Here is a 20,027-nt window from a genome sequence, read left to right on the forward strand (position 1 = left end):
CAGTCGTAGCAAAATGATCAGGTCGTCGGAAGAGGAGTTTCGGAATGCACATCCGAAAACTGGAAATCTCAGGCAGCCGCGCGCGTGGCCTGCCGAGCTTGTTCGATGCTGCTGTTCAGCGCGACGGCTTCGCGGAAGACCTGCAGCCAACCTTGTGCAGCCTCGGCCCAAGTGGCTCTGCGCATCGTTTCGAAGCCGCGACTTTGTGCGGCAATGATTTGCGCGCGATTATCTTGAATCTGCTGCAGGATGGGAACTAACTGGGCAGGTTGATGCGGATCGAAGTAAAACAAACTATCGCCCATGCCAGCAAACTGCTCGCGCAGCGATGGAATATCCGCCGATGCCACGGGACAACCACAATGCAGCGCTTCCATCAAAGGAAACGAACCTTGCTCGTACAGCGACGGAACAACGGTCGCGAAAGCACTAGCGTAGAGCTGCTGCAGGATCTCTCGCGAGACCTTTTTGAGTACGACTACGTCATCTTGTAGTCCGAGTTCATTGATTCGCTGTTCGATGGGCTTGGGGCAGCGATGGATCCCGGTGAAGACCAGCTTCATCGCTTGACGGCTCTGCTGCTTGAACAGGTGCAAGGCTTCGACCAAATACTGGTGATTCTTATAGGTGCGAAAAGCAGCCGGATAAAACAGGTATGGAGTACCGCGGGCAAAAGGCAACAGCGACCAGGCGTGGTCATTGGCACTATCATCGCTTGCCACAATTCCCAAATCATCGGGAACCGCCGATTTGAGCACGCGCACGCGACTGGGTGGCAAGTGCAGCGTATCGAGCAAATCGTGTTGACAAATAAAGTTCGACATACACACAGCCAACGTTGACCGATTCGATACTCGCTCGACCAAGCGCTTGAGCGCATCGAGTTTGCAAGGGGCCATCATTTCCGGGAAGTGGTAACTCACCAAGTCGTGAATGGCCACCACGGTGGGACCGTCGATATCTTGATCCAGTCCTACATAGGGCAGCAGCCAGACATCGCAGCGGGCAATGTGCTCTCGCAGACCAGCCGCAATCGGCCGATCCAGTTTCGCGATAACTCGCTCAGCCAACGCATCGATCCGCTGCGCCACAGGACGACTGGCGGATGGTCGATTGAGTGTGCGTCGAATCTTCTTACAGCTTCTCAGGACTCGTCGACGCATGCGCGACATGTAGGGACCAGTGGTCACTTCAATACGACCAAGCCCCCCGGCGACCGTTGAATCCAAAATGCGAGCCTGACCTTGATGCGCTTTTAACAACACGTGGCAATGCGCATCGGCGCGCACCAGACCGCGGGCTAAATTGTCAACGAAAACGCCAATTCCTTCGCTCGGCCCAAGCGTAAAGCCATAATCGCACCAAATGCCGATCCGCATCATCACAACCCCTGTGGCATTCGAGCGCCCAGAAAATTTCCACTGATGGGGTTTTTATTAACTGTCCGGCCAATGGGTCAAGAGCGATTTAAGGCATCCAGAAACAGTTCACTTCTTGGCAATTAACAGTGGCAGCACCACCAGGTTGCCAATCAGTCCGCCTAACATGGTCAAAGTTACTAGCAATCCGAAGACAATCGTGGGCACAAACTGGCTAACGCACAAACTCAAGAAGCCTGCCATCAGTGCTAGCGTCGCCAGAACTAAAGCCAGCCCCACATTTTCTTGCGCCGAACGCATGGCTTTGACCAGCGGGCGACCACCCGAGGTTTGTCGCTGGATGTGCATTAGATAGTGAATCGAACTGTCGATCGACAGACCCATCGATACGGCTGAAATCATGGCAGCGCCCATATTAACACTCATACCCAACCAGCCCATAGCGCCCAGCACCATAAATACTGGGAGTGCGTTAGGAACCACCGCAGCCAACGCCCACGAAAATGAGCGCGTCACGAACAGCATGATGCACAGAATGCCCAGTGTGGCCATCAGGAAGCACAGCCATTGATCGCTGAGCACATTGCTGACCAGTCGACCGAGCATGACGTAGTACCCAGTGACCTCGGCTGGCGGCGGCGGCTGTTGAAAATGTTGTGTCCATTGTTCGGACGCTGAAAAACTGGCCACGCGTTCTTTGACCAATTCGATCAGCTTGCTTTTGTCATGTGCGCTGGACTGTTCACGACTGCGGAGCATGATGCGCAGCCATCGCGTGGGTTGATCAGTTGAGCCGCTGGTCAATAGCGCTGCGGTGAATACCGGCATAGCTTGACGCATACCTTCCAGTCGCGCCAGGACCGGCAGCTTGGCCAACCAAGGGCCGGTGCGAGCTGCAGCATCAGCGTCGGCGATGCTGAGCACTTTGGTCAAGCGCAATTCCGATGGTCCGTCCGATGTTTGCAGGCCCCGCAGTTCGTCCTCCAGCTTTAAGACAGTGGCCAGGTAAGCATCGGTGATAGTCTTGGGGGCCGGTAACATCACATCCCATACGCCAGCCCCGCCCAGTCGACTCTCGACCACTTGATAGCCTTTCACCAATTCGCTTGAGCGGCGGAAGTTTTTGGTAAAGTCGGTTTCGACTTTCATTCTCAGACTGCCCCAGATGCCCAGCACAGCCACGACCACGAGCACGATCAAACCCGCTCGGCGGCGTTCCAACACTTCGAATAGCAACTTGCGCAGCAGCACACGCAGGTAGAAATCAAACGGAGGAACATGGGGATCGCGATCCCACGGTCCCAGCAATGCCAGTCCAGGCACCATCAGCATGATCGACAGCAGCACGACCAGGGAACCGATGGCCATCATGATGCCAAAGTCACGCACCGGTCCGACCTCGGCGGCAGTTAAAGAAATAAAGCCCACTGCATCGGTAACACACGCCCAAACGATCGGCGCCCGCAACTCCGTCATCGTTTTTTGCATCGCCTCGGGACCGGGCAGCCCTAGGGTGCGCGCCTGCTGATAGCCCAGCAATAAATGCATGGTCGTGGCCACGCCAATCACGGTGATGATCGCCGTCAACATCGAACTGACCATCGTCAGTTCGAGATTGGCTAGTGCCAAGATGGCTTGCGTCACCACAATCGACCAATGCACCACCGCTAGTGGAATAAGCGCCCAGCGCAGCGAGCGAAACACAATCAACAATACGACTGCCAATAAAATGGTGGACACAATCCCCAGCCGCCAACCATCTTGCTCAACCATTTCAAAGCCGTCGGTCACCATCACCGGTTCACCGGTTATGAGGCCATCGAAGGCTGGGGCAGGCAGATCATTCATGACGCTGCGTAAAGCCAGGATGGTATCGCGATGCGTAGACTGCTGGCCGCCCAATGGCTCGAGCATACATGCGATGGCGACAGTTGGTTCACCGGGCAGATGTGTGTAGCCTTCAAAGACGTTCGCAAAGGCCTGAGCGAGTTGATTCTCTTTATCCAACAGCAGCGGGGTGGTGCTCTTGGGTTTCAACAGCTCCATCGGAGATTGCAGGGTCTCCAAAATGCGATGCAGTTCTGAAAGGCTGAGAACGCCTTGGACCCCTTGTACTTTTGCCAAGCGTTCACTGACCGAGGTCAAACGTTCCAGTCCGCTACCGTCAGCTGTCCAGAGTTGGGGATCTTGGTAAACGGCCAGTACGATTTCATTGCCGCCAAAGCGATCTTGCAAGCGATGGTACGACGCCACCAGTTGGTCACCCGGCGGAAACATGCGATCCAGCTGCCAATCGAGCGTAAATCGCTGGGCGATCGGAAAGCTCACCGCGAACAACACCGCCGCCACTAACAATGCCAGGTTCCTACCGCGCATTCCCGCTCCTTAGTCGATCGCCAAACCGCTGATTATAGCGGCAAGCGCCAAAAACGTAGAGCGGCTGTCCTCAGCCGCTCAGCACCCTCTAATCCAATCTTCGACCGACCATTGGTCCGGGAGGGCGAAGGCCCTCCCGTTCCACCATGCAGGCATTTAGAGCGGTGCTGAGCGGCTGAGGACAGCCGCTCTACGTTTCTCCCCGGTACGTTGTCCGTTGTTCATAGCGGTGTTGGGCTCAGCAGGAGCATTCGCCCTCCCGTTGACCCCCGGGGCCAAGGCTGCTTGTTATAATCGAAGGCCGCAGTATCGTTTCACTTTCTTTGGTTTATTGACAGCTATGACTATGCAGCTTGTTGGCCGACTTACGCTTGTCGTTTGCGCGTTGTTGATCTCTAACCAGGTAGTACATGCTCAGAATCGCATGACACCGGAAATGTTGTGGAAGCTGGGCCGCATTGGCGAGACGCAGCTATCTCCCGATGGTCGATTCCTGGCCATGACCGTTACCCATTACGACCTGGCAGAGAACGGGGGCAAGACTGATTTGGTTTTGCAAGAATTACCTGAGTGGTTGGGTGATGCATGTGATGAAGCAACCGAAGAAGTAACTGCTTTTGAAACACCGCTGGCTAAACTGAATAAACCCAAAGTTCTGCAAGCCGGCATCAAAGGGCTCAACTCTATTCAGTGGATCAAACGCCCCGAAGGTTGGAAACTGGCATTCATCGCGCCGACTAAAGACGAACAGCCCACGTCGCAAGCCTGGTTGATCGATCCCAATGCCGGTGACCCCGTCCAGATCACCCACGTGCCTGATGGAATCAGCAATCTGAAAGTCTCACCCGCCGGCGACAAGATTGCCTACACTATTGATGTCAAGCTGGATGAAACGGCTAACGAGATCTACAAGGATTTGCCCAAAGCCGACGCGCGGATAATCGACTCGTTGATGTACCGCCATTGGAATGCCTGGCATGACTATGCTTATAGCCATGTGTGCGTGGCCAGCCTGAAACCAGATGGCATGGCCGATGAGGGACTGGATTTGATGAAGGGCTTGCGGGCCGATTGCCCACTGCCTCCCTTTGGCGGCACCGAGCATTTCACGTTCTCGCCCGATGGTCATGAAATGGCGCTGACGATCAAGCTGGTCAATAACCCAGCCGTCAGTACCGATAGCTCGATCTTTTTGGTCAGTACGACCGGCGGCCCGCTCAAGAACGTAACACCTGGCATGCCCGGTTACGACTGGGAAGCCAACTATTCGCCCGATGGTCGCTATATTGCTTTCGGCTCGATGGAACGACCGGGCTTTGAAGCGGATCGAGATCGCATCATGCTGTACGATCGCGCCAGCGGCGAAGTCGAGGAGCTTAGCCAAGGACTCGATCAAACGGCCCATCACTTCACTTGGAAGAGCGATTCGAGCGCCGTCTACTTTGACAGCGAAACTCGCGGTACCAATCAAGTCTTCAAGATTGATTTGGATACCAAACAAGTTAGTCAACTTTCTGAAGGTCGTTTCGACTTTGCACTCTTGGACTCAGTCGGCGAGCAACCTTACTTGCTGGTCACGCAGCAGTCGATGTTGCGACCAGTGGAAATCGCACTGATCGATATCGAAACGCATGAAGTCACTACGGTCACGGACGTCAACCGCAAGATCTATGCAGAGTTGGAGTTGCCCAAGATCGAAGAGCGAATTGTTAAGGCAACCGACGGCGCCGATATTCACAATTGGGTGATCTATCCGCCTGACTTCGATCCCGAGTCAACCAAGCAATGGCCCATGTTGACTTACTGCCAAGGTGGTCCTCAAGGTCAAATCGGACAGTGGTTTTCCTATCGCTGGAATTTTCATCTAATGGCTTCGCAAGGCTATGTAGTCTTGGCAGTCAATCGTCGCGGCATGCCAGGCTTTGGTCAAGAATGGAACGACAAAATCAGTGGCGATTGGGGCGGCCAGGCCATGCAGGATATCCTGGCGTCCACCGATGCCTTGATGGCCGATGCACACATCGATCGCAAACGCGTGGCCGCCGTTGGCGCCAGCTTTGGTGGTTACACAGTGTATTGGTTGATGGGTAATCACGCGGACCGATTCTGCACCATGGTCGCCCACTGCGGCGTGTTCAATTTGGAATCGATGTATGGTTCGACTGAAGAATTGTTCTTTGTGAACTGGGACCTGGGTGGAGCGTACTGGAGCAGCGAACAAGCGGCCGAACTGTACAAGAAGTTCTCGCCGCATCAATTCGTGGGCAACTGGAAGACTCCGCTGCTGGTCATTCACGGCGAGAAAGATTTCCGCGTACCTATAACGCAAGGCATGGAAGCGTTTACTGCCGCCCAGTTGCAGGGAGTACCCAGTCGATTCCTGTACTTCCCCGGCGAAGGTCACTGGGTCAGTTCGCCTCAGAACGCCGTCTTGTGGAATCGCGTGTTCTTTGAATGGTTGGATAAGTACTGCAAGTAGTAGAGCAGCGACGCAAGGGAGGGCGAATGCTCCTGAGCCCAACACCGTTACGAACAACGGACATAGATTCGGGGGAAGGTGGAGGTGGAATGATTCGCATTGGATCGTGCCAGCGGTGTGGGTCCCCGGGACGTTGCCCGTGGTCCGATGCGGTGTTGGGCTCAGGTGAGCGACTTGCCGGGTGCTGAGCGGCTGGGGACAGCCGCTCTACGATCGATCAACTAGAGGATCGCTTCGATGGGTTTTCCGGTGCTGATGGCCAGTGGTCGATCGAAACGATCGCGCAAGGTGGTTTCAGGGGCATAGCCCAGGCAGTGAAAGATGGTGGCTGTTAGATCCTGCGGTTCAACTCGACCTTCGATCGGGTATCCACCTTGGCGATCGGACTGACCGTAGATTGCGCCGCCTTGAATGCCACCACCGGCCAGGGCGGCTGAGAAGACGTGGCCCCAATGATCTCTGCCGGCGCTGGGATTGAGGCGAGGTGAACGGCCGAACTCGCCCATCCACACAACCAACGTATCTTCCAGCATGCCGCGCTGGCGCAAATCTTCTAACAAAGCGGAGTAGGCTTGGTCCATCGGTGGCATCAGGTTTTGCTTCAGTCGCTGCGAGTTGTGCGTGTGCGTGTCCCAAGCCGGGGCTTCGGTCGGGTCATTCTCACCGCGCGTCCAGTTGACTTGCACTAGCAAAACACCGGCTTCGACCAGGCGTCGTGCCAACAGCACACTTTGACCAAAACGATGACGACCATATCGCTCACGCGTGGCGGATGATTCTTGATCGAGAGCAAAAGCATGACGAGCCTTCTCAGTCTGCAGCAGCTCGATGGCTTTGTCTTGATAACGCGACCAACGATCGGTGGCACCAGCCGTAGCCAAGCGCTGTCGCAGATCGACGTTGAACGTAGCTAACAATTGGCGGCGCTGAGCCAGGCGTTCCAGTGATACATCACCAGGCAGCGCGATATCAGGGACTTGAAAGTTTGACTGATTGGGATCGCAGGTTAACAGCCATGGATCGGCCGTGTCGCCCAGCCAACCTGCATCTTGACCGGGCCAAACAATGCGGCCGGTATTGAAAATTTCTTCGGGCAAACGGATCGCGCCCGGCAGACTGCCGTGATCGCCGCGCAGTTTGCGAGTGACTGCAGCCACACAGGGCCAATCATTAGGAGCGCCAGGTGTCGCGTTCTCGGTGTTTTTGGGCGCATGTGGATAGCCAGTCAACATCCAGTAACCACTGGAGGAGTGCGCGTTGTCGTCGGTCGCCATGGCTCGCAGCACGGCAATGTGATTGGTCAGTCGAGCTGTAAGTGGCATCAACTCGCCCACGTGCAAACCAGGAGTCGCTGTCGGCAAGCTGCCTAAGTCTCCACGAATTTCCGCAGGTGCTTGAGGTTTGGGATCCCAGGTCTCATGTTGAGGTGGACCGCCCAGCATAAAGAGCACGATACACGCTTTTGCTTTGCCAAACGAAGCTGGACGCTCAGCGCCCGACGCCGCGTTTCGCTCAGCGGCTTGCAACAATTGAGGAAGCGACAATCCGAAAGCGGACAAGCCGCCAACGCGCAACGCTTCCCGACGCGGAAGATGGGTGTGGTCGTGGGTCATAATTCGATAGTATAGCCGGTTGTTCTGCAGGATGGGCCTTCGCCCTCCCGACCTGTCGAGCAGCTGTCCTCAGCTGCTCAGCACCCTCTAACCAGAGTTTCTTCCGACCGCATGTCCGTGATGGCGATCGTGCCAGCCGTGAGGGTCTCCGCGTTGTGAAAATGAAACCGCTAACCGGTCGACAATTGGGGGCTAAAGTGTTAGGCGATACGGAGTCGAGTTACCATTGCCGTCGAGCGTTATGAAGACGAAATACACGCCGTTGGCCAGTTCTCGACTAAACTCAATAAGCCCACCAAAGACATTGTGCACGACTTCGCCTGCATCCTTTATTCCATTGCCGTTGGCGTCGTGGATCAGCTCGACTGACACACCAGCGCTCAATCCGTCAACCTTCACATTGACAGTTCGCTGTGTCTGCAGCTGGAAACTATAGACATCTGTTTGATCCAATCGGCTCATCAAAATATCAGAAGATATACTTGGCGTAGTCAAAACGCCAAGACTTCTCGCTGTTGACATGGTACTTCCAGGATCTGGGCTTTGAACTTCAATCAAGGTTCCAGGCACCACGCTCAGTTCATAAGACGTGCTAACTCCCTGATCGGAAAAGTTGACTATGACGAAATAGGTGCCTGGCAAAAGTGCTTTGGACGTCGTCTGCGTACCGCCTCCTCCACGACTAGCGTAAACTTCGTCTCCGTCCCGCACCCCATCGCCGTCGATATCGCGAATGACCTCAAAAGCAGTGAACGTCTCCAGTCCCGATAGACTAAAGGTTACTTCGCGAGTCTCACCCAGTGTAAAGGAAAATGTATCTATGTTATCAATGCCCGCCATCAGAAAGTCGGCGGCTGTGCGTGTTTGCGTCAAAGCGCCCAGACTCGTTGCAGTGGCCAAAGTGTTACCAGGATCTGTGCTCAATAGCGGGACTAGAGCGCCCGGGGTAATCGACAGCGTATAAGGTGTGCTCACACCCGAGTCTGAGAAGTCGATTTTTACAAAGTAGGTACCGGGAGTTAGCTTCTTGACACTGGTCAGCGTGCCACCTCCCCCGCGACCACTGTAGACTTCGTTACCGTCGCGCTGCCCATCATTATCTAGATCGCGAATCACTTCATAGTTCGTGAATGTCTCCAGTCCCGATAGACTAAAGGTCACTTCGCGCGTCTCGCCCAGCGTAAATGAAAATGTATCGACGTTATCAATACCCGCCATCAGGAAGTCGGTCGCCGTGCGTGTCTGTGTCAGGCCGCCCAAACTAGTCGCGGTGGCCAACGTGCTACCGGGATCTGTGCTCAATAGCGGAACCAAAGTGCCCGGGGTAATCGACAGTGTATAAGGTGTGCTCACACCCGAGTCTGAGAAGTCGATCTTCACAAAGTAGGTACCCGGCGTTAGCTTCTTGACACTGGTCAGCGTGCCACCTCCTCCGCGACCACTGTAGACTTCGTTACCGTCACGCTGCCCATCATTATCCAGATCACGAATCACTTCATAGTTCGTGAACGTCTCCAGTCCCGATAGACTAAAAGTCACTTCGCGCGTCTCACCCAGCGTAAATGAAAATGTATCTACGTTATCAATGCCCGCCATCAGGAAGTCGGCGGCTGTGCGTGGTTGCGTCAAAGCCCCCAGACTCGTCGCGGTGGCCAACGTGCTACCGGGATCGGTGCTCAATAGCGGAACCAAAGTGCCCGGGGTAATCGACAGTGTATAAGGTGTGCTCACACCCGAGTCTGAGAAGTCGATCTTCACAAAGTAGGTACCCGGCGTTAGCTTCTTGACACTGGTCAGCGTGCCACCTCCTCCGCGACCACTGTAGACTTCGTTACCGTCACGCTGCCCATCATTATCCAGATCACGAATCACTTCATAGTTCGTGAATGTCTCCAGTCCCGATAGACTAAAGGTTACTTCGCGTGTTTCACCCAGCGTAAAGGAAAACGTATCGACGTTATCAATACCCGCCATCAGGAAGTCGGTCGCCGTGCGTGTTTGCGTCAAAGCGCCTAGACTCGTTGCGGTGGCCAACGTGTTACCGGGATCTGTGCTCAATAGCGGGACTAAAGCGCCGGGGGTAATCGACAGCGTGTACGGGCTGCTGTCACCAGCATCGGAGAGATTGACGATAACGAAGTAGGTGCCAGGTGTCAGCTTTTTCGACGAAGTTAGCGTGCCACCTCCGCCTCGACCACTGTAGACTTCATTGCCATCACGCTGCCCGTCGCCATCGAGATCGCGGATGACTTCATAAGAAGTGAATGCTGTCAGCCCCGATAGACTGAACGCTACGTCGCGTGTCGCTTCAAGCGTAAAGGAATAAGTATCGATTTCATCAACACCGGCCATGACGATATCCGAAGCGGTCTTCGAAACGTTCAAATTGCCGAAGGCATGGGCGGTGGCCAGCGATGGACCAGGGTCTGAAACGTTGCTAGGAAGCACGTCGCCCACGCTGAGCTCCAGTTTATAGTTAGTGCTTACTCCGTTGCCATCGAGCGTGAGTACCAGGAAGTAACTGCCGGGCAACAACTCTTCCGAATCGGAACCTCCACTCCCTGTAAACCGGGCGAAATAGACTTCGTTGTTGTCTCGTTGACCGTTGCCATTCAAGTCTCGAATCAATTCGTAGGTCACGCCCCGCGTCAATCCAGAAACGGCAGCAGTCAATAATCGAGGTGAATCCAAACTGAAGCTCAGTACATCGGTAACGTCCGTCGACGATGTCAATGAATCGCTCCAAACATAACTGCCATCCAATCTTCCCAGCGGTAGCGCGGTGGCATAGGTACTACCAGGATCACGCGAAGTGCCGAAGGTCAGGCTGGTCCGAGGATTGGTTCCCGCTAAGGCAACGCCCGCAGAATCCGTTACCCCAGCGCCATCGATCGTCACGTTGTACTGACCGGCAGGAGGTGTCGCAAAGGTCAGCTCGACTGTACGTTGAAGTTCTTTCGGCGTCACTGACGTTGGCCTCAAGATCTGTCCACCACTTTGATTGACCAGTCCGAAAAAGCCGGATTGCCAGGAGGACTCAGCCATCGGTTCGGAAAACTCGACTCGAACAGTCGTTACTCCAGAAACTGCGTACAGTATCGAGGCGGAGGAAGGAGTAATTCGAGTAATTATTGGTGCTTGATTGTCGGCGACGACACTCACACTTGTCACCGGAGTAATGCTCTGATTTCCAGACATGTCCGTGGCGCGAACCTGCACGTTGGCTGAAGTCGTAGTGACAGGCAAACTGGCACTCAACTCAAAGGGATACGCGAGGCTCGTATGTAGTGATTGACCATCGACGATCAGTTCCACGCGACGAACCTGCACATCGTCACGTACGCTGGGTCGAACGTGCAAGGGTTGACCAGCCGCGATCTGAATTCCATTTACGCTGGGAAGCAAATCCGTAATGGCATCGGTCATAAGAATGGTGGGGGCAGTTACTCCGAGATCGCGTGCAGCGAAATTGACTGTCACCAGTCCTCGCACGCCATCGGCCACGAAGGCCAAACCATTACCAATGGCTACCCCACGTGGGTCCGCAGGCAAGTTGACTTGAGAAACAAACTTTGACGTATCGGTTGGGTCCGCAACATTGATGGTCTGCAGCATATTACCTAGGTCAGCGGGGCTGCCCACAGACACAGCCAAGCGCGAACTTGCCAGAACCAATTGCCTGCCGGCCAGGCTGTTGGCATCGATACCACTTACCAACGTTGGTGCATTGGGACTTGAGATATTGACAGTCATAAAGCCGCCTGGCTGACTTCCCTCAGTCGCGACATAGACCAGATCATCGGCCACAAACAAACTGCCATAAGCAGGAAGGTTTAGCGATCCCGTTGTGCTCAACGAGCCATAGTCCGACTTGGTTACCTGCAAGAGCTGCGAAGTAGTCGTTGTTACCACGAGGTCATCGACGCGCCCCAAACCGGCGATGTCGGTCGTCATAGCGAGACTGTCGATCAACTCTCCAGTGCGCAGTTCATAGCTGCGAAGTTGGTTGCCGAAGGCTGCGTAAACGATGCCCGCGCCGACTTCGACCTCAGACGCTGCCCCTGCTATAGTTCGAATGAGTTTAGGCTTGGTTGGGGAACTAACGTCGACCCACTGCAGCCCACCGGCCTCGGTTGCAACTAGAACGGTACTCGTGGGGCTATCCAGAGCAATGTCGACGGCATTTCCATTCAGATTCAATTGGCTCAAAGTAATGGGACGCAGAGGATCGGAAACATCCAGCAACGCCAGACCATACGAGCCCGTCGCAACTGCCGCCAATGTGCGATTACCCAACGTACCGAGTTCAATTGCTTCCGCGGTACCTGACATCGACGCGCGAGCCACAATACCAGTGGTGGCGACGATACCGCTGAGCGGATCTTGACAGAGGCTCAGTTCTGTAAAGTCGCTCAGGCCATCCTTGTCTGTATCGGTCAAGCGCGCAGAAGTGCCCACTGCGAATTCCGCCACATCGACCAATCGATCACCATCGCCATCAAACAGACCTTCGACGGACCTGAGGGGTATGACGCCAATGTCCGTGCGTGCGCCGGCAGCAGATGAGAGCGCGGTCTTTTGTCCAACCTGGTTCGTAACTGGATCGTAGACGAACACCCGAATAAAGCTTCGCGCCGCCGAGAATATTTCGATCGTGTCCGATCGAGCCACGCGGCCACGCAGCACCGTTCCACCTATCTCGGCCGCCCAGTACAGTGGACAGGTCGCAGGTGAATTGGGATCAGATCCATCTGGATCATTTGAGCCTTCATCGGGTGCACGACCCATTGGTGGCGAAGGCTGTGTCACGGCTTCGACTACGTCGTTGATGTCATCGGCCACACCATCAAAACCGGTATCGTTAGAGGGTGTCTGCGTAATTTCGGTGGCCGACTGATTCATGTCATCGGCCGCGTCGATCAGCTCTGCTTTTTCCTCGGGCGTCAAACCAAAATTCGGCGCATCGGGATCGAGTTTGCTTTGAGGCCCAGCCAAACGTTCAAAGTCTCGCAGCAATTGCCGCAGTGGGCTTTCGATGCGTGAGGTTTCGTTGACAAGATTGTCGATACTATCGGCGGCTCGATCGAACAAGCCAGTGATGTCAGGTGGATAGTTCGGCCGGCACGGCTTGGACTCGCGAGCTGCACGCAGCGCATCTCTGGCTTTTTCGAGGTCCTCGCGACCTTCGTTGAAGTCACTGATCGCCAAGAGTACTTTGCCCAGCATGGCGATGCGCTTGAAAGGTATCAGGTCGGTTGCCAGTGATACAATTGCTTTGGCTTGGTCTTTCGGCTTACTTGGGTCAAAGGCTTTTTTGACGTTACTGACGATGTCATAGATGCCGACAATATCGAAGATCGTACCAAACGCGCTACCCAGCTTACCGAGGAAACCGCCGGTAGTGACATCATCCAGGTTCGCACCAACAAACTCTCCAAAGTCTACAATAGCGTCTTTTATCGTGTTGGCGACACCAAAGGATGCGAAGGTCGCGTCGGCCGCTGCGTCCAAAATCTTCTTCGATTGCGGTATGCCGTCGGCCTGATCGCACGGTTTACCTATCCGTCCACCACCGGGACTGCCCGCACTAGTCATACCATGCCAGCCGGGCTTCGTAATACCTGTACCGTTATCCGTGGTGACCGAGCGCCCATCGGCGGAGACCGTCGCAGTTCCTTCGATCACTAAGCGGCCTGTCGTATGATCAAAGCTCAAGAAGTTGAGTTTTGTACCTGGTGCCGCATTGAACACATTAGGTAAAGTCAACTGCAATGGACGGGCGAACACAGCCGTGCCGGGAGATTGAATCGTCACGTCCAATGTATGCTGTAAAACGCCGGGGGGAAGCATATCGCGAACCAGCTCGGCTGGCACCGTACTGAGCCCGACTTGCGCGTTTGACAGTGGTCTGCCATCTTCACCTATCGCGCTACCAGCCGGCACATTTAATTGAACGGTATCACGTTGATTAGGAGTCAGATTCGGTGCACTGCTGGCATCCGCTGTAATCTTAGTGGCGACCGAATCGCTCACTGGTTTGAGGATACTGGTTGCCACGCGCGGCAGGTAAACCTCGGTGCGTGCCTGGTAGACTTCGCGCTGCGCGCGTTCGGACATGCTGCCCATAACCGTATTCTCTTGGCCGGGCAATATATCTAAGTCCATGACCATTTCAGGGAAGTACACACCTGCGGGCGCAGTTGTGGCTGTGCGGCCATCGATAGCCAACTTGACATTGCCGGACGGAACTTCAGGCAGATAAAAGTTGCCCGCCGCATCCGTGGTGACCGATTGATGCTCCATGCCCAAAACGAAGACCTTCACCCCAGCTATCGGAAGCTGAAACAAATCGTCGGGAGTAAAAACGATCCCGTCAGGTCCAGCGCGAAAATCATCGTAGGTCATCGGCCTTAGATCCGCACCTGGATCAAAGACACGTCCGCGAATCGAAGTACCGGGCACAGCGTCCGCACTGACAGTTGAGAAGCTAAACCTATAACTCCCTCCCATTTGCCCATCGTTGTCGACATCCAGTTGCAGGCCGTCCGCAGCCAGAATCGTGTCTCCTTTGACAACGATCGTGATGATCGAACCACTGGGAAGTGGCTCAGAGAAGAACAGCCAAGCCATACGACCTTCAGGAGCCGCCACTACCGTTGCTGGAATCACGGTGCCACTGGCATCCAATGCATAAAAATTAGCACTGCTTATCGACTCAGGCCGCACCGGACGAGAAAAAACTACTTGTGGACGAAAGGTAATGCCTACGTCGGTGTCACCGTCAAGCGGGCTGTGAGCCGCCAGCTTTAGCGTTTGGTTTCCGATCACCACGTTACGGGTCAACGCAGTGGTACGACCTGACTGATCCGTTGTCCGAACCGTCAACACTTGTGGGCCTGAGGGTAAATTCGAAAGATCAAGCTCCAATTCAAAGCGACCTGAGTCGCGATTGATCGGCAAAGATTGTCCAGGAGCATTTCCCCAACTGTATTCCAAACTAACAATCGACGTTCCCGTAGCATCAACATAGCCACTAAGCAAATCGCCAGTGGTAATTGCCGCATCGGGCACGGGTGATACCAGTGTCAGTGTTGGCGCTACGCTATCCAGAAGCCAACGGAAAACCGTCGACGCAGAAGATTGCCCCAAATAATCCTTGGCTGTTAACTCAATGGCATGTGCGCCGTCGGACAGAATTATTCCCGAATCGCTGGCTAACGAATGGAGCGTAAAATTAAAAGCACCATTTGCGTCCATCGAAATGGGTTGCGGATCGCCGCCGTCAAGCGTGGCTGCCAGACTCGCCACGCCCACCAAATCATCCAGAACCCATCCACTTAGAACTTTATCCGTACTGGCAAACACCTTTCCGCGTTCTGGTAAGAATATTCGAGGCCCGCGCACATCGACATTAGAACTTAGCTGCGCACCGATCAAATCTGCAGTGGACTGCCCCAATTGCCGTCCCTGCTCATTAGAGAACTGGAAATGGATGCCACCAAAGATACGACTTTGCCCAGCTTCCTGGGCCGCCTGGCTGAACGATGTATAAGATCTCTGGACTCCTGGCAAACCTTCGCTCGTGGTGGTAAACGAAGTCGAATCGCCAAAGTAATCGGCCAGGACATTGGCAGCCCCACCACTGTAAGCGCTGTGCCCTGAAACGTATTCCGGATGGGCTGGTGTTATCAGCAGCGGCGTCCAATTGCTTTCGGCCGTCGTCGCTGAGTTGTTGTCGTCGCTGGCATTGGCGATCGCCGTGATCGGACGCCAGGTATCGTAGGCATACTTAACCTTCCAAGTGGCCACCGCAATATCCGCCAGCGTGACGTTCAGCGTTGCGAACAATCGCGCTGCTTCAGTTAGGCTCAACTCTTGCACTTCAGCAATCGAAGCCGCGATTTCATTCCAATGTCCGGCGGGGGTCGACGATCCCGCACCGTCGGCCCAGAATCTCGCAATTTGAGTCTGGTCTGCGGTGCGGGCAGTGCTAGTGCCACTGCCCAATGACTTCACCTCGTTATAGGCCGCCGCATACGCTGCGCTATCAAGCGCCGGTGGTACCGGCGCCAGCGCATCAGTCTCCAGCTCAATGCCACTGAAAGTTGTTTGATTGCCCCAATCCGGCAAAACCGCGACCTCGAAAGTTGGCGCAGTGGCTTGCCATTGCCCGACGCTAGCGCCAGATTCATAAACGGTCATGGCGTTCCAGGCATCAATATCGGCGAGCGCGACGATGCTACTGGCCACCCCCCGACCATATTGAATATTCTGTGTTTTGACGGCGCTATCGTCGAATGCGGCGAGCACTTCATTCAGACGAACATCCAGCCAACTAGCTTGTGCCGGCAGAAGCGTGCTCAACACTCGATGCACTGCAGCGGCTACGGCCACTGTGGGCAGGGCAGCGCTTGGCAGCGGTGTCTCAAGAGTCTGCCGAGGCACCTGCCAGGTCGAGATCCCTTCTAGAGCATTGACAACATCGACCATCGCCAGGTGAGTGAGCGCTAGGATACTGGATGCCACGGGAGCAGGTGTCGCATCCTTGCGAATTGCTTCCAACGTCTGAGCATTCCAATAGAGTGCTGGATTTACTTCCGTCGCCGTCGTCAGTCGAGTGACATCCAGTGTCGTAGAGCGGCGATTTCCCGCCCTGTCGGTCACCGTCACCGGCAGCGAATTGCCACCGACACTCAATTTGACACTGGGTATATGGACCAATCCGACCTGAGAAGCCAGATGCTCGATCGCTTGATCGAATACGCTTACGTTTGCCAGACCTTCGGTCTGGCCGACCAATGTGACCGTACCATAGGAAGTCGCGTAGTCACCCGACGCACCCGTATCGGATGATTGCGCCAGATCCAAGGTAATCTCAGGAGCTGTACGATCAAGCGTAAACAACACTTGTCGTACCACCGTACGCCCATCCAAGGCGGTGACAGCGACTGCACCGCGCACTGGGCCGTCCGACAACCCCAACGTTGATGAAGGGGATACAAAGTAGGTGCCTTGCTCGTTGGGAGTCAGCGTCGCGACCGGACCACGATTGAATCGCACGCGAACACGATCAGCATCGGCAATCGTGTTGAAGCTCAACCCCGGCTCATTGGTCAATCGGTCGGTAGAGCTAGCCCCAGTGTCGTTAGCCAATCGCACATCCAATAGCGGTTCAGGCTGCGGTGTGTTCAAGCGATTGATAACCAGCAGCGCATCGATGGGAGAAATCGACTCATCGTCGTTGGTATCGAAGTAGGTAGCAGTTGCGGCATTGTTGTCGTAAGGCGTGTCAAGTTTGCGTGAACCATCCCGATTGATCGAATTAATGATGAGTAATGCATCGAGTGGCGTAGTAAATAAATCGTCGTTGACATCCAGTTCCGAGAGAGGATTGTGCCATCGCAATAATTCTGAGGGTGGCGATTCATCATCATCTACGCGAAAGGTTACTGAGGTCCCTACAAATCCTTCGGCTGTGATGGTTAGGACCACAGTTTGCGACCCATCGATGAGCGCATCGTCAACGGCGCCCACATAAATCCCGGCGCGATGCTCGCCTGGATTGGCAAATACAAAATCCTGAACCTCTAGTTCCGTGGGATCACTGGACTCAAAGAAGATTCGACCCGGGTTGGATTCCCAATTGATCCACACCACAGCAGCTTGCCTGCCAGCGTTTTCGAAAAAGTTGGTCGGCGAAGCTTCGGCCGTCAATGAATTGCCATCCAGCATGCGGCGGCAGTCAAGTTGCTCGACTAAAAGGCGACGGCTGAATTTGGACCGGCGGCGCCGCCGAGGCAAGCGAAATGACGTCACAGAAGTCTCTCCAAGAAGTGCCAGCAATCAAGTGGGCAGCAAGTTTACCATGCGCCAGCCCACGGAGCGAGTTGCGGCAAGTCACCTCTCTCAAGCCTTCGCGTTGTAGAGCAGCTGTCCGCAGCTGCTCACCGCATTTCCGTGATAGCGATTGCGCCCGCCGAGTGGGTCCCCGGGACTTTGTCCGTACATCAGGGCGGTGTAGGGAGGGCGAAGGCTCCTGCTGAGCCAAACACCGCCATGCAGGACGGACATAGATCCGGGGGAGGTGGTGATGGAAGAATCAACGTTGGATGGTGCCGGGCGCTTGGGTCCCCGGGACTTTGTCCGTACCTCAGGGCGGTGTTTGGCAGGGAGGGCGTTCGCCCTCCCGGGGGCACGTGGTCGGTAGAGAATTCAGTTAGAGGGTGCTGAGCGGCTGGGGACAGCCGCTCTACAACCTTGAGGGAGCTGACGGTCGCTATTGACCCGCGGACGGTGGAAACGCTACTGTCCTCCACGGAACTTCGTAGGCTTTGGCTGCTGACAAGCAAGGATGCTGGGATGGCAACGGGCGACAAATACACGAACTTGAGCCGGCGCGCCCATATGCGCCGCCTGCTAGCCGCAATGTTGGCAATCTCCATTGGAGGCTGCGCTTCGTTTCGCAACGAAGAGGACCAGGACCTCGATCCGCAGTACCAAAAAGAACGCGACGATATCAAGAAGCTCTGGAATAGCGCCGAACGTCCGCGCACGTTGCAGGAAATCTCGCGTAAAATCATCACTTTGCTGAGAGTGGAAAACGTGGCTTTGGTCACCGGGCTGCCAGGGACTGGTGGAACGGCTGAAAACAGTGGTCAACGCGATCGACTGTTAGACTTGATGCGCCGCAAAGGGGTACCCAATCCCAACCAGATCATGGATGATCCGGGCACAGCCATGGTCGTGGCTCAAGTTGTAGTTCCGCCAGCTGGTCGCACACGCGATCGGCTGAACGTGCTGGTTACACTCTCCAAACATGCCGAGGCCACTAATCTGCAAAGCGGTTGGCTGATGGCCACCGAACTGGTCGAGATGAGTCCGCTGGGTGGGGCTATTCGCGAAAGCTTTGGCGTGGCTATGGCCCAAGGACCATTGGTTACTCAACAACAAATCACTGGCGAAGAAACCGTCGAAGCCCAAACGCGCGCCATGGTGGTTGGTGGAGCGGAACTGATCATCTCGCGCACCATCGAATTGGCGATCGACGAAAAGTTTGCGCACGCTGTGACGATGGCCACCGTCTTGCCACCCATCAATAAACGCTTCACCGTCTTTGATGGCACCGGTCAAGTTGGAGTGGCCAAACCTCGCGTTAAAACTCATATCGAGCTGACCGTCCCGCCACGCTATCGACAAGATCCAGATCACTTTGCCAACGTAGTGCAGCATATCGGCGTGGCCGAATCGGCCGAAGAACGAACAGCCAGGTTGGAACAATGCCGCCTGGAATTGTTGGAGCCAACCACTGCCCGGCGCGCCGCTTATCAACTGGAGGCCGTCGGCAAAGAAGCGATCCCGCTGCTGGCCGCTGGACTGAATCATCCAGACAAAGAAGTTCGCTTCTATGCTGCCCACGCGCTGGGCTACCTGAACGATCCCAGGGCGATTCCGGTCTTGAAAGACTTAGCCTCGATCGAACCTGCGTTCCGAGCGATGTGCTTGAATGCCTTGACCATTATCGAGAGTTTTCATTCGGGCGATGCGCTGCAAGAATTGCTAAACGCACCCGATTTGGAAACTCGCTATGGAGCTCTATTGGCACTGCGTCAATACGATCGTCAACTGCCGATTCTGCAAGGCGAGCAAGTCGATAAAGTGGGATCGATTCTCGAGATTCCCACTACCGGTACCAACGCAGTGGTCGTCGGTCTAAACAATTCTCCTGAGATCGTGATCCTGGGCCCTAACCCACCAGTCAAGATCGATGCTTATTTGTACATCAATCCCCGACTCATGCTTCGATCGATCGGTCCCAACATGGTTTCCGTTAGCCATATGGCTCCCGATCAAGAGGATCGTATCGTCGAATGCCCCTCAGATTTGCGAAGCCTCTTGCAGGCCATCGCTCAAGTTGGCGGGGCCTACGGCGATTGGGTGAACTTCGTTCGCTTGTGCGGGGCTGAGAAATGCATGGCTGCCGAAGTGGCTATGAACCCGATCCCAACTTCGGGCCGAAAATTCAATCGCGATGGCATCGATATGAATGCTCAGAATCTGGAAGAGACCGACAAACTGAGTCAAACCAACGAAATTTCTCCACCACCTGAAATGATGAAAGCTCAAAACGAACGCAGTTGGGTCAACCCCCTGACCTGGTTTAGCAGCAAGTAAGGAACCGTA

The 20,027-nt window shown here is 55.0% G+C and carries 6 protein-coding genes; 2 read left to right on the forward strand and 4 right to left on the reverse strand.

What is annotated here, in order from left to right; all coding sequences use genetic code 11:
* Positions 1 to 68 precede the first annotated feature (68 nt).
* Together SH573x_RS22515 and SH573x_RS22520 are read right to left on the reverse strand one after the other, a co-directional pair.
* A complete protein-coding gene (locus tag SH573x_RS22515) occupies positions 69 to 1,382 on the reverse strand; it encodes a glycosyltransferase family 4 protein (RefSeq protein ID WP_479350058.1) in 1,314 nt (437 codons plus the stop codon).
* Between the two features lie 105 nt (positions 1,383 to 1,487).
* On the reverse strand, positions 1,488 to 3,755 hold the full coding sequence (locus SH573x_RS22520; protein ID WP_479350060.1) for an efflux RND transporter permease subunit: 2,268 nt from the start codon (positions 3,753 to 3,755) through the stop codon (positions 1,488 to 1,490).
* Between the two features lie 340 nt (positions 3,756 to 4,095).
* Here SH573x_RS22520 and SH573x_RS22525 point away from each other — a divergent pair, with 340 nt between their 5' ends.
* A complete protein-coding gene (locus tag SH573x_RS22525) occupies positions 4,096 to 6,234 on the forward strand; it encodes a S9 family peptidase (protein WP_479350061.1) in 2,139 nt (712 codons plus the stop codon).
* A 221-nt stretch (positions 6,235 to 6,455) separates the two neighbouring features.
* On the opposite strand, the gene SH573x_RS22530 is transcribed toward SH573x_RS22525, so the two are convergent.
* Together SH573x_RS22530 and SH573x_RS22535 are read right to left on the reverse strand one after the other, a co-directional pair.
* Positions 6,456 to 7,847: a DUF1501 domain-containing protein gene (locus SH573x_RS22530; RefSeq protein WP_479350062.1), complete on the reverse strand. Its 1,392-nt coding sequence runs from the start codon at positions 7,845 to 7,847 to the stop codon at positions 6,456 to 6,458.
* Positions 7,848 to 8,039: 192 nt separating this feature from the next.
* Positions 8,040 to 17,663 (reverse strand): Ig-like domain-containing protein, encoded by a 9,624-nt coding sequence (locus SH573x_RS22535; protein ID WP_479350063.1) that lies wholly within the window; start codon positions 17,661 to 17,663, stop codon positions 8,040 to 8,042.
* Positions 17,664 to 18,206: 543 nt separating this feature from the next.
* Between SH573x_RS22535 and SH573x_RS22540 the strand changes: the two genes are divergently transcribed.
* A complete protein-coding gene (locus SH573x_RS22540; RefSeq protein ID WP_479350064.1) occupies positions 18,207 to 20,018 on the forward strand; it encodes a HEAT repeat domain-containing protein in 1,812 nt (603 codons plus the stop codon).
* Positions 20,019 to 20,027: the final 9 nt, after the last annotated feature.

The sequence above is a fragment of the Rania fehmarnensis genome (genome assembly GCF_056494185.1).